Here is an 11,804-nt window from a genome sequence, read left to right on the forward strand (position 1 = left end):
CTTGGTCCTATCACCGTACACCGGCCATGAGACCAAGTCCCGTAGACTTGTGCTCATGGCCCGCTGGGAACCCCACACACCGCAACGACTCGCCGACGCGGCCCTCGAACTGTTCGCCGAGCGCGGCTACGACGACACGACCGTGCTCGACATCGCCAAACGTGCCGGTCTCGCAAAGAGCACCTTCTTCCGGCACTTCCAGGACAAGCGCGAGGTCCTTTTCGTCGAGGATGCGCTGACCAGGCCGCTCGTCGCAGCGATCGCGGCAGCACCGGCCGATGCGACCCACTTCGAGACGCTGTCCTACGGCCTGGACGCACTCGGCCGCCAGGTCTTCGTAGCCTCGCGCCGCACATTCGCCGTCCGCAGGCGAGCCGTGATCGATGCCCACCCCGACCTCCAGGAGCGCGAATCCCTCAAGCAGGCGAGCCTCACCGCCTCTCTCGGCCGGGCTATCGCAGCGCGAGGCGCGTCCGACATCGTCGCCCGAGTGACAGCGGAACTGGGCGCATTAGCACTGAAGTCCGCCTACGAACGATGGACCGATCCGTCCGCCATCGACGAATTCGGCACTATCGCGCGCCACACTCTCCACGAAGTACAGTCCGTCGTCTCGACCCTGCACGAAGCCCAACCGTCACGACCTCAGCGTTGTCGGATGTCCAGCCGCTGATCGTCACCCGCAAAGGCAACAACGCACTCTCGGTCGCGATCACCCCGACCATCCGCGCCGTAGCACCGGCATCCAGAAGGAGCCGAATACGTTGCACTGTAGGTCGTCATCGACAAGATGAACGATCTCTTCGAGGCCGAGTCGTTCTCCGCCTGTTGTGACAGGTGACGATGACTCGCAACCCGCTATCCGGCAACAGGCTTTTTCTCGACCTGGAGGACCGTCACTGCTTCCGGTATCTGGCGGAGCGGCAGCATCGAGCGCCCAACGGGCTCTGAGTACGGCCGCCAACCCCGACGTCGACTTTGGGTGTCATGTATCCCTTTTCGAGGACACGTTCTTCTGCGGGCCTCGACGGTGCTGTTGCTGATGAGGGCGGCCAGGGCGATGACGTGTTGCCGGATCTGTGCCTCAGCTGTCGGTTGAGCGCTGTCCATTCGGGGTCTTCGGTCTGGTCGGTGTTGTCGCGGTGGCTGTTCGACCTTGGTCAGGGGGTCCTGCGGTACGTCGTGGACTGGCGTGGGCGAATCCGGGCCGCTGGTAGAGCTGGTTCGCTGCGGTTTTCGTCGGTATTGACATGAGGTCCACCCGTCCGGTGAGCAGCCTCGTCGAGAGCAGACAAAACATTCAGGGTTGGGACAGTTTTCGGGCGGACACGCCCGGCTTGTTCGCACAACTGTCTCTTGATTCGATCAGCGCTCCCGCAGGACGAAATCACAGTGCCAACCTTGGTCGTGACGTGGCCGACCGTCGTCGGCGCTCTATTACGCCACACCTCCTGACGAACACCCACAATCTATGCCGCTGTCCTCACGTCCCGTGTGCACCCACCGCCACGTTGATTGCTGCGACGGCACACACCGCCGTGGCGGCGAGCGCGAACACCCACACGTAACCGGAGACGGCAGCGGTGATCCCCAGCATCAACGCACCGAGTCCAGTGCCTGAATCGAACCCGATGTTCCATCCGGCACTCCCGGCGCCGAACCGTGCGGGTCCGGAGATGGTGAAGACCATGACGAGCGATTCGTTCTGGACCGCGCCGAACCCGAAACCGAAAGCCAGCGCACCCAGAATGAGCACGGGCATCGCCGCGCCGCTCGCGACCGCCACCCCGAACAACGCCAATCCGAGTGCGGCCGACCCCATGGCAGGAACAAGCATTCGACCCGAACCGAGCCGATCCGATGCTGCACCAGCCGTGTATCGACCAACCAGCATCGCAGCGCTCACGATTGCCAGTACCACCCCGGCCGTCGAAGCGGCGTCATCCATTGCGATCGGCAGCAAGCTTGAAACACCCCCGAATGCCGCCGAAACCACCGCGATGGCAGACAACGGCACGAGTAGCCGCGTCATCGCCGGTCGGCCCGACGAACTGTCCGAATGCTTCGGATGGAGTGTGGGGAGCCGGGCGACGGCAGCCACGGCAACGACCGGGATCAGGGCACCGAGGATGAAGACGGGCGCCTCGGACCATCGCTGGTACACGGCGAGGCCGGCAGGCAGTCCCATTACCTGAGCAGCAGAGATGGCGATTCCCTGTGCACCCGTTGCGCGCCCGAGCATGTGCCGCGGCACCAATTCGGCAACAAGAGCGCTTCCGGCGACGGTGAGCATCCCGAAGCCACAGCCGCGCACCGCCGAGACCGAAAGGACGGGAAGCGCCTCCGTGGACATCAGCAACAACAACGATGGTGGACCGAGAAGTAGACATCCCCACGCCAACACCCAACGGTGGCCGCGAGCGCGCAGCATCCACGGCACACACAACTGTGTCCCCACCGTCGCTGCCATGAAGATCCCGGTGACACCGCCGGCCAGTGCGTCGGACCCGCCTGCGTCGGACACCACCAATGGCACCACCGGAAGCAAGACTGCCCAACCACCGAATGCGGCAGCGCCCATCACCATCGCGACGACAAGTCCCGACGTGCGCAGCAGACCAGGCTCGGCCACTTACACCAGCCGGAGAATTCCAGCCACGGCAGCCAACACCGCGATGGCCAACAGAACGCCGGAGAAGAGTTTGTTGATCTTCCACATCGAGTAGCAGCCACCCGCAGCGATACCCGCGACGATGAACAGCGCGTAGATCCATACGACGTCCATCGGGTTACAGACTCCCCTTCGTGGACGGCACACCCTTGACGCGAGGATCCGGTTCGACGGCCTCCCGCAGGGCCCGTGCGACGGCCTTGAACTCGGCCTCGGTGATGTGGTGCTGATCGCGGCCGTACAACACGCGAACGTGCAGGGCGATGCGCGCGTTCAGGGCGATCGACTCGAACACGTGCCGGTTGATGACCGTCGCGTACGGCACACCCGGGTATCCGCCGATCACGGAGTGCACAAGGTAGTCCGGTTCCCCGGTGTGCACGCAGTACGGCCGGCCCGACACGTCGACGGACGCGTGCGCGAGCGTCTCGTCCATCGGAATGAACGCGTCGCCGAAGCGGCGAATGCCCTTCTTGTCCCCCAGCGCCTGACCGAGCGCCTGCCCGAGCACGATCGAGGTGTCCTCCACCGTGTGGTGCGCCTCGATCTCGATGTCGCCCTTCGCCTGCACGGAGAGGTCGAAACTCGCGTGTGAACCGAGTGCGTTCAGCATGTGGTCGAAGAACGGCACACCGGTCGACACATCCACTTGGCCCGTGCCGTCCAGATTCAGTTCGACGACGATGCTGGACTCCTTGGTGGTGCGCTGCACCCGTGCGATCCGGTCGGTCATCCCTGGTCTCCTGCCGTGGTGAGTTCGGTGGTGGCGATCTCGTCGCTCGCCGCGATGAAGGCGTCGTTCTCGGACGGTAGGCCGACCGTGGTGCGAAGGTACCCCGGAATGCCGACGTCGCGAATGAGTACGCCGCGGTGAAGGTAGGCCTGCCACGCGCGTGCACTGTCGGCGAACTCGCCGAACAGAATGAAGTTCGCATCGCTTGGTATCACCCGGAATCCGCTGTCCGCGAGCGCCTTCGAGACCCGCACGCGTTCCGCTGCCAGATCGTGCACACTGCCGAGTGTCTCGTCCGCGTGCCGTAGCGCGGCCCGCGCGGCCGCTTGGGTCACCACCGACAGGTGATACGGCAGGCGCACCAGCAGCAGTGCTTCGATGAACGCCGGTGCCGCCGCCAGGTAACCGAGCCGGCCACCCGCGAAGGCGAACGCCTTGCTCATGGTTCGGGTGACCACCAGCTTGGCCGGGTACTCGTCGATCAGGGTCATTGCGCTCGGGGCATCGGAGAACTCCGCGTACGCCTCGTCGACGATCACGATGCCCGGAGCCGCGTCGAGCACCCGCCGCAGTTCGGCGATGCGAACGCTGTGTCCGGTCGGATTGTTCGGGCTCGTGACGAACACGACGTCGGGACGCTTGTCCGCGATGGCCGCCACCGCGGCGTCGACGTCGAGAGCGAAGTCGGTGCGCCGGAACACCGGAATCCACTCGGTGTCCGTGCCGTCCGAGATGATCGGGTGCATCGAGTACGAGGGCACGAAGCCCATCGCGCTCCGTCCGGGCCCGGCGAACGCCTGCAGCAACTGCTGCAGGATCTCGTTGGAACCGTTTGCCGCCCACACATTGTCGACCGTGACGGCCACCCCGGTCTGGCGAGACAGATAGGCGGCGAGGTCGGTGCGCAGCGCCACGGCATCGCGGTCGGGATAACGGTGCAGTTCGCGTGCCGCCTCCCGCACCGATTCGGCGACGTCGTCGACGAGCGCCTCGGTCGGCGGATGCGGATTCTCGTTGGTGTTCAACTGCACCGGCACCGTCAACTGAGGTGCGCCGTAGGCGGACTTGCCGCGCAGATTGTCTCGGAGGGGCAGCGCCTCCACCTCGATCGACGAACCTGGAATGCTCACTTCTGCTCCCCCGCGCGGAGGGCCTCGAAGCGCAGCCGGACGGCTTCCCCGTGAGCAGGCAGGTCTTCCGCGTTCGCCAGGGCGATGACGTGGCCGGACACTTCCTTCAGCGCCGACTCCGAGTAGTCGACCACGTGGATACCACGCAAGAACGTCTGCACGCTCAGACCCGAGGAGTGACGGGCGCAGCCCGCTGTCGGCAGCACGTGATTGGACCCGGCGCAGTAGTCGCCGAGACTGACCGGCGCCCACGCACCGACGAAGACAGCACCGGCGCTGGTGACCCGTGCCGCCACGTCGGAAGCATTCTCGGTCTGGATCTCGAGGTGCTCCGCCGCGTACGCGTTGACGACGCGGAGTCCGGCTTCGATGCCGGACACCAGCACGATCCCCGACTGTGAACCCGACAGAGCGGTGGTGACTCGCTCGCGGTGACGGGTGGTCTCCAACTGCGCCGCAACCGCCGCATCGACCGCATCGGAGAGTTCTTCACTCGTGGTGACGAGAACACTCGCCGCCATGACGTCGTGCTCGGCCTGACTGATCATGTCGGCGGCCACGTGCACTGGGTCGGCGGTGTGGTCGGCGAGGATCGCGATCTCGGTGGGTCCGGCCTCGGCGTCGATGCCGACGAGTCCCCGGCACAGACGCTTGGCGGCCGTCACGTAGATGTTGCCGGGACCGGTGATGAGATCAACGGGCGCCAGTTCTTCGCCGGTCGTGTCCGTGCCGCCGTATGTCAGGAGCGCCACGCCCTGACCACCTCCGACGGCCCACACCTCGTCGACGCCGAGAAGCGCGGCAGCGGCCAAGATGGTCGGGTGCGGCAAGCCGCCGAACGCGGCCTGTGGGGGTGAGGCGACGACGAGTGAACCCACGCCGGCAGCCTGGGCCGGGACGACGTTCATCACGACGCTCGACGGATACACCGCGTTCCCGCCTGGCACGTACAGTCCGACACGGTCGACCGGTACCCAGCGTTCGGTGACGACCCCACCCGGAACCACCTCGGTGACGGTATCGGTGCGCCGCTGATCGGCATGCACCTTGCGGGTGCGCTCGATGGCGACTTCGAGAGCCGCCCGCACGGCGGGATCGAGTTCGTTCAGGGCACGATCGAGTTCGGCCTGCCGAACACGCACCCGATTCGGGCGCACGCCGTCGAACTTCTCACTGAGCTCGAGCGCGGCGTCGACACCGCGATCACGGATGTCCTCGACCACTGGGCGTACCTGATGCAGCACCGCGTCCACATCCACTCCACCTCGTGGAAGCGCGGCCCGAAGTTCGGCCGTGGATGGGGTTCGACCACGAAGGTCGGTGCGGGCGAGCATGAGGGGTCCTCTCTGGCGAACGGTATGCCTGCCCGGGGTACGTCCCCGGGCAGAGTTCACCCTCGATTATCCGCGATGGATGCAACTGCGTTTCCAGGCAGCCCCCTACCGGCGAAGGAGGGACGTCTCACCGACGGCAGATATCCGCGTCGTTCGACCAGAGAACATGCGCTTACCTGCTCTTTTGCTGACCCTCCGCGTCACGTGACCTTGTGTGTCGACGACAGGAAACGCCGCGCCAGATTCTCGTCGGTTGATTCACCCGGGGTCCACTCGGGAATCCACGGCCCCGTCCCTTCACTCTGATCGAGTACCCCTCGCTCGAGCCAGGTGTACCGACCGTCGAGCACCTCGCCTGCAAGCTTCCGGTCGGCGTCGTCGGTATTACGCCACAGCGCCGCGAACAACCCGTCCACCCGGATGGCGGACTGCTGGCAGAACATGTCGGCGAGCTCGATGGCCGCTGCCCCTTCTGCCTCGTTTTCCCCCCGCTCCATCTCGGCTCGGACGCAGCTCGCCGACATGGCGAACAGTTCGGCACCGATGTCGACGATGCGGCCGAGAAATCCCTGCTGCTTCTCGAGGCCCGCCTGCCACCGGGCCATGCCGTAGAACGTGGACCGGGCAAGTTTGCGCGAACTGCGCTCGACGAACCGCAGATGCTTCGCCAGCACCCCGAACTCCCCGAACGACGTGGGCACCTGACCCTTGCCCGCCACCAGCTGCGGCAACCACTTCGCGTAGAAGCCACTCGCCTTGGCTGCGGCCCGGGCCTTGGTGGATGTATCGGCGTTGGGGTCGACCAGGTCACCGGCAGCGGTCAGATGCGCATCCACAGCCTCACGAGCGACGAGCAACCTCATGATCTCGCTGGAGCCCTCGAAGATCCGGTTGATCCGCAGGTCACGGAGTAGCTGCTCCGTGGGAACCGCACGCTCACCACGGGCCGCCAGCGAAGCGGCGGTCTCGTAGCCGCGTCCGCCGCGCACCTGAAGCAACTCGTCCGCGATCTGGCACGACATCTCGCTCGACCACAGCTTCGCGAGCGCCGCTTCGATCCGAATGTCGTTGCGGCCTTCGTCGTTCATCTGGGCCGACAGATCGACGACGGCTTCGAGCGCGAACGTGGTGGCTGCCATGAAGGAAATCTTGCTGGCAACAGCTCCGTGCCGGCCGACAGGCTTGCCCCACTGCACCCGGGCAGCGGACCACTCCCGCGCGATCTTCAGCGACCATTTTCCGGCACCAGCACACATTGCCGGTATCGCCAGACGTCCGGCATTGAGTGTGGTGAGGGCGATCTTGAGACCGTCTCCCTCCCGTCCGATCAGGTTCTCTTTCGGAACACGAACCTGATGCAGTCGGGTCAGCCCGTTCTCGATCCCGCGCAGCCCCATGAACGAGTTGCGCCGCTCGACGGTGATTCCCGGCGTGTCCGCCTCGACGACGAACGCCGAAATACCGCCGCGGTGACCGTCACTACGGGGAACCCGAGCCATGACGACCAGGAGCTCAGCAACGACCCCGTTCGTGGTCCACAGTTTCAGGCCGTCGAGCAGGTATGCCTCGCCGTCCTCGGTGGGTGTTGCGCTGGACGCCAACCGGGCGGGGTCCGAACCCACGTCCGGTTCGGTGAGCAGGAACGCGGAGATCGCCCCTTTCGCGCACCGCGGGAGGAATTGCTTCTTCTGCTCGGGTGTACCGGCCAGTTTCAGTGGCTCGGGAACCCCGATCGACTGATGCGCGGAGAGCAATGCTCCGAGACTCGGGTGAACCGAGGCGACCAGCATCAGTGCTCGGTTGTAGGCGACCTGGGACATGCCCAGCCCGCCGTACTCCACCGGAATCTTGAGACCGAAGCATCCGAGATCGGCGAAACCTCGGACGTAGTCGTCGGGAATCTGCGATTGAGATTCGATCAATTGCCCATCGAGCCCTTCGCAGTACCGTCGAAGCTCGACGAGGAATCGGTTCGTGTACTCCACGTCGCCAGGGGCCGGGCGGGGGAACGGATGAACCAGATCGAGACTGAGCCGGCCCATGAAGAGTTCCTTCGCGAACGAGGGCTTGTCCCACCCCGATTCGCGCGCCTCCTCGGCTACTGCCCGGGCTTCTTCTTCGGTGACCTTTGGTGCGGATGAATCGACCATGTCGCGCCTCCTACCGACGAGTATTCCCCTTCGGCTGCAGTTCGACACGAGATCGGACGAATGCGTCGTTTTTTCCCGAGCAGAGGCGACGAACGAATAGCCTGCGTGGGTGCGCACACACTTGCGGTTGTTCGCGGTGACCGTCTTCGCGCTTGTCTGTTCGCTGGCACCGGCGCCGAGTGTTGCCGGCGCGAGCACACAGGGTGACGACTTCCTCTGGGGCGTCGCCACCTCCGGCTTCCAGTCGGAGGGGTCGTCACCGGACAGCAACTGGCGGCGCTACTCCGACGCCGGTCGGACCCACGACGAGGTCGGCAAGGCCGTCGACTTCCGGCACCGATATGCCGAGGACATCGCCAGAGCTGCCGATCTCGGCGTCGACGTGTTCAGGTTCGGCGTCGAATGGGCTCGTATCCAGCCGTCACCGACCGACTGGGACGAGGAAGAGTTTCGGTATTACGACGACGTCGTCCGGGAGATCACAAGCCACGGCATGATCCCGATGATCACCCTCGACCACTGGGTGTATCCAGGATGGGTTGCCGATCGGGGCGGCTGGGCGAATCCGAGAATCGTCGATCTCTGGATGGCCAACGCCCGGAAAGTCGTGGAACGATACGCCGCCTCGGGAGCTATATGGATCACGATCAACGAACCCACCACGTACGTGATCAAGGAACTGACGTTCGGCGGCATCCCGGCCGCCCAAGCACCGGCGATGTTCGATCGACTCATCACCGCCCATCGGCAGGCATACGACATGATTCACGAACTCGATCCAGGAGCACGGGTCAGCAGCAATCTGGCCTTCATCCCTGCGGTCGCAGATCTTTTCGACGCCACCTTCGTGGATCGGGTGCGCGACAAACTGGACTTCTTGGGCGTCGACTTCTATTACGGCCTCTCACTCGACAATCTCACCGCCGCCTACGCCGGGATCGATCAGTTCTACAACGTCAGGCCCCAACCTGAGGGCATCTACGACACCCTGATGCGGTACGCGCGAAAATTCCCCGAACTGCCACTTTATGTGGTCGAGAACGGGATGCCGACCGACAACGGGAAGGCCCGCCCAGACGGTTACACACGATCGGACCACCTCCGCGATCACATCTACTGGATAACCCGGGCCCGCGAGGACGGGGCCGACGTGATCGGCTACAACTACTGGTCGATAACGGACAATTACGAGTGGGGCTCGTTCCGCCCGCGGTTCGGGCTTTACAGAGTCGACGCAGCGACGGACCCTACGCTCACTCGCCACGCGACCGACGCAGTGTCCACCTATCGGGAGATAGTTGCTGCCGACGGTGTGAGCCCCGACTACGTTCCGGTCATGCCGCCTGCGTTCTGTTCCCTTGTCGACCCGCCGCGCAGCTGCGTGAGTACCCGTTGATGCTGTGGCGAGACGTCTGACATCGCTTGGGTGTCAGTGGATGACACCCGCCACATACCAGACCGAACTTCCGGTTTAATCGGCATGAAAACGCCACTGGAGCTGCACATATCCGTCGTACACCCCCTTGCCAGGGCAGGGGCGACGGAGGAATGTGGAAGGTATTCGGAGCACGAGACACCGCGAATCGGACCAGCAGAGGTCCGTCTCGTTCTCGCGCACTTCAGACCCCTGATCTCGGGAGGAATCATGCTTGGCCTTGCACTGGGACTCGGCGGCGCTGCCGTCGGCGTCGGCATCGGATTGTTGGGCGCCGGGGTAGGAATACTGCTCAGCGACGCCACGATCAAACACGACATACGAGAACTCACCGAGTAGGAACACGGTGACCCGCACGGACGAGGCGGCGGCGCGGCGACGTGCACGAATGAATGCACGCGTTCGGCACCCGGTCGCGTGGGCTCGCTCGCACGTCGGTCGGCGCCGGGGTGTCGAGTCGTCCGAACCGATCCCGACGGGCGCCCACGAGATAGTGGAACGCCTCTCCACTCTGCCCATCAGCAGGTGGACGTACGGATTCGATCACCAGTCGGTACGCCACCTCGGCCCGACCGCCCAGGATTTCGCGGACGCCTTCGGGCTCGGCGACGACCCGCGTCACATCGCCGCCGTCGACGCGAACGGAGTATGCATGGCAAGTATCCAGGACCTGCATCGTCGGCTCGCAAAGCTGGAAGCCGAACTCCAGCGTCTACGCGAATGCACATCCGAAGGCAGCCGGCGTTCATAACACAGCAAGTCCTGTTTCTCCACGGACTCTTCGCGACTGTTCCCGCTGCGCGTGAACGGCTGTTCGTGCAGCCGACCCTTATCGGGAACAGTTTCGGCGACCTGCTCGCACAGAAGCTTGCGGCCCGAACCTGCTCTATGTCTCCGGCGGATCGCCCGTCGCTACGGCGCGAACATCGAGTTGCCACGCACGCGCCGTACTGGATCGTCGCGGAGTCGTGGGCGGACGATATCGTCCCACCGGGGATCGACTGGCTGCGGTCGACAGTGCCTGACCCGAGTACTCGACCGACCACCGAACAGTCGAATTGATCGCGACCTTTTGTCGGTGCCCGGACCTATCGTGATCCCATGACGAACACACACCACACTCTTGATTACATCGAGATTCCTGTCGACGACCTAGCTCGCGCACGGGATTTCTATGCCGACGCGTTCGGGTGGTCGTTCAACGACTACGGCCCCACCTACGCCGGAATCCGATCGGCGAACGGCACCGACGTGGGCGGGCTGGCCCTGTCGGAAAACCACAAACCGGGCACCGGCGGCGTATTCGTGTTGCTCTACTCGGAGAATCTCGATGCCAGTGTGACGGCAGTCGAATCATCCGGTGGATCAGTTCTGCAGGGGCCGTACGAGTTCCCTGGTGGACGTCGATTCCACTTCGCCGACCCCAGCGGCAACGAACTCGGAGTGTGGGCTGCCAAGTAGCCAGCCGATATCCGTACTCACATATCGAGACCCAGGTCGAGTACACCGACCGAGTGGGTGAGCGCACCCACCGCAAGGTAATCGACACCGGTGGCGGCGTAGTCGGCTGCCATGTCCAGGGTCAGGCCACCCGAGGACTCGAGCTTGGTGGACGGTGAGGCCGCATCCCGCCGCTGCACCGCCATCTGGGTCTGCCACAGCGGAAAGTTGTCCAGCAGTACCAGTTCGGCATTCTCGGCGAGAACCTCGTCCAATTGCGTCAGGTTGTCCACCTCGACCTCACACTCGAGGTCTGGGTAGGCCGCACGCACTGCGCGCAGCGCCGCCACCACAGAACCTGCTGCGGCAACGTGATTGTCCTTGATGAGCGCGGCGTCACCGAGCCCCATCCGGTGATTGACTCCCCCGCCCACACGCACCGCGTACTTCTGCAATGCCCTCAGACCAGGCAGGGTCTTGCGACTGTCGCGGATCTTCGCGTCCGTGCCCTCGACAGCATCGACCCACTGTGCCGTGGCCGACGCGATACCGGACAGGTGGCACATCAGGTTCAGCATCGTGCGTTCCGCGGTGAGCAATCCCCTAGTCGGTGCGGTCACCGACAGCACCACTTGGCCGGGTACCACGCGGGTACCGTCCGTCACCCGATCCACGACCTCGTAGTTGCCCGAACCGATCACCTCGTCGAGAACCAACAGCCCCACATCGATCCCGGCGACGGTTCCGGCGGCACGCGACGCCACGGACGCCTTCGCCACCGCATCGGCGGGCACGGTGGCCGTCGACGTCACGTCGGGGCCATACCGGAGGTCCTCGTCCAACGCCGTCCGGAGTAACTGCAGCACTTCGTCACGTGGGAGTTCGTCCGACAACGCCATGCCCCCGTTCAC

12 protein-coding genes are annotated in these 11,804 nt (G+C 64.6%); 5 read left to right on the forward strand and 7 right to left on the reverse strand.

The genetic code is table 11. The annotated features are described in order from the left end of the window. The first annotated feature begins 55 nt into the window (after positions 1 to 55). A complete protein-coding gene (locus ACZI8Q_RS18220) occupies positions 56 to 673 on the forward strand; it encodes a TetR/AcrR family transcriptional regulator (protein WP_463374976.1) in 618 nt (205 codons plus the stop codon). A gap of 810 nt (positions 674 to 1,483) precedes the next feature. On the opposite strand, the gene ACZI8Q_RS18225 is transcribed toward ACZI8Q_RS18220, so the two are convergent. The 6 genes from ACZI8Q_RS18225 to ACZI8Q_RS18250 form a co-directional block, all read right to left on the reverse strand. After that, a complete protein-coding gene (locus ACZI8Q_RS18225) occupies positions 1,484 to 2,587 on the reverse strand; it encodes an MFS transporter (RefSeq protein WP_463375010.1) in 1,104 nt (367 codons plus the stop codon). 45 nt (positions 2,588 to 2,632) lie between these two features. Further along, positions 2,633 to 2,785, reverse strand: a complete 153-nt coding sequence (locus tag ACZI8Q_RS18230; protein WP_463374977.1) for a hypothetical protein — start codon at positions 2,783 to 2,785, stop codon at positions 2,633 to 2,635. A 4-nt stretch (positions 2,786 to 2,789) separates the two neighbouring features. Continuing rightward, positions 2,790 to 3,404 carry an imidazoleglycerol-phosphate dehydratase HisB gene (gene hisB / locus ACZI8Q_RS18235; RefSeq protein WP_463374978.1) on the reverse strand — a complete coding sequence of 205 codons (615 nt, stop codon included), beginning with the start codon at positions 3,402 to 3,404 and terminating at the stop codon, positions 2,790 to 2,792. Further along, positions 3,401 to 4,534, reverse strand: coding sequence for a histidinol-phosphate transaminase (locus tag ACZI8Q_RS18240; RefSeq protein ID WP_463374979.1), 1,134 nt, complete (start codon positions 4,532 to 4,534; stop codon positions 3,401 to 3,403). The genes hisB and ACZI8Q_RS18240 overlap by 4 nt, the downstream gene beginning before the upstream one ends. Then, on the reverse strand, positions 4,531 to 5,868 hold the full coding sequence (gene hisD / locus ACZI8Q_RS18245) for a histidinol dehydrogenase (RefSeq protein ID WP_463374980.1): 1,338 nt from the start codon (positions 5,866 to 5,868) through the stop codon (positions 4,531 to 4,533). The genes ACZI8Q_RS18240 and hisD overlap by 4 nt, the downstream gene beginning before the upstream one ends. A gap of 200 nt (positions 5,869 to 6,068) precedes the next feature. Then, entirely contained in the window at positions 6,069 to 8,018 is a 1,950-nt protein-coding gene (locus tag ACZI8Q_RS18250) for an acyl-CoA dehydrogenase family protein (protein ID WP_463374981.1), read from the reverse strand. A gap of 109 nt (positions 8,019 to 8,127) precedes the next feature. Between ACZI8Q_RS18250 and ACZI8Q_RS18255 the strand changes: the two genes are divergently transcribed. The 4 genes from ACZI8Q_RS18255 to ACZI8Q_RS18270 all read left to right on the forward strand — a co-directional run bounded on the left by ACZI8Q_RS18255 (position 8,128) and on the right by ACZI8Q_RS18270 (position 10,914). Then, entirely contained in the window at positions 8,128 to 9,414 is a 1,287-nt protein-coding gene (locus ACZI8Q_RS18255; RefSeq protein WP_463374982.1) for a glycoside hydrolase family 1 protein, read from the forward strand. Positions 9,415 to 9,663: 249 nt separating this feature from the next. Continuing rightward, entirely contained in the window at positions 9,664 to 9,792 is a 129-nt protein-coding gene (locus ACZI8Q_RS18260) for a hypothetical protein (RefSeq protein ID WP_463374983.1), read from the forward strand. Positions 9,793 to 9,799: 7 nt separating this feature from the next. Continuing rightward, positions 9,800 to 10,204, forward strand: a complete 405-nt coding sequence (locus ACZI8Q_RS18265) for a tail fiber domain-containing protein (protein WP_463374984.1) — start codon at positions 9,800 to 9,802, stop codon at positions 10,202 to 10,204. Between the two features lie 350 nt (positions 10,205 to 10,554). Beyond that, positions 10,555 to 10,914, forward strand: coding sequence for a VOC family protein (locus ACZI8Q_RS18270; RefSeq protein ID WP_463374985.1), 360 nt, complete (start codon positions 10,555 to 10,557; stop codon positions 10,912 to 10,914). A gap of 17 nt (positions 10,915 to 10,931) precedes the next feature. Here the strand turns inward: ACZI8Q_RS18270 and nadC are convergent, their stop codons facing one another. Then, the gene (gene nadC / locus ACZI8Q_RS18275) at positions 10,932 to 11,792 is read right to left on the reverse strand and encodes a carboxylating nicotinate-nucleotide diphosphorylase (RefSeq protein ID WP_463375011.1); all 861 of its coding nucleotides are present in this window, start codon (positions 11,790 to 11,792) and stop codon (positions 10,932 to 10,934) included. Positions 11,793 to 11,804 lie beyond the last annotated feature (12 nt).

This window comes from Rhodococcus quanlei (assembly GCF_055231015.1).

Coding starts and splice junctions, on each gene's coding strand:
- ACZI8Q_RS18220 (WP_463374976.1), top strand. CDS start 56: ATGGCCCGCTGGGAACCCCACACACCGCAACGACTCGCCGACGCGGCC.
- ACZI8Q_RS18225 (WP_463375010.1), bottom strand. CDS start 2,587: ATGGTGATGGGCGCTGCCGCATTCGGTGGTTGGGCAGTCTTGCTTCCG.
- ACZI8Q_RS18230 (WP_463374977.1), bottom strand. CDS start 2,785: ATGGACGTCGTATGGATCTACGCGCTGTTCATCGTCGCGGGTATCGCT.
- hisB (WP_463374978.1), bottom strand. CDS start 3,404: ATGACCGACCGGATCGCACGGGTGCAGCGCACCACCAAGGAGTCCAGC.
- hisD (WP_463374980.1), bottom strand. CDS start 5,868: ATGCTCGCCCGCACCGACCTTCGTGGTCGAACCCCATCCACGGCCGAA.
- ACZI8Q_RS18250 (WP_463374981.1), bottom strand. CDS start 8,018: ATGGTCGATTCATCCGCACCAAAGGTCACCGAAGAAGAAGCCCGGGCA.
- ACZI8Q_RS18260 (WP_463374983.1), top strand. CDS start 9,664: ATGCTTGGCCTTGCACTGGGACTCGGCGGCGCTGCCGTCGGCGTCGGC.
- ACZI8Q_RS18270 (WP_463374985.1), top strand. CDS start 10,555: ATGACGAACACACACCACACTCTTGATTACATCGAGATTCCTGTCGAC.
- nadC (WP_463375011.1), bottom strand. CDS start 11,792: ATGGCGTTGTCGGACGAACTCCCACGTGACGAAGTGCTGCAGTTACTC.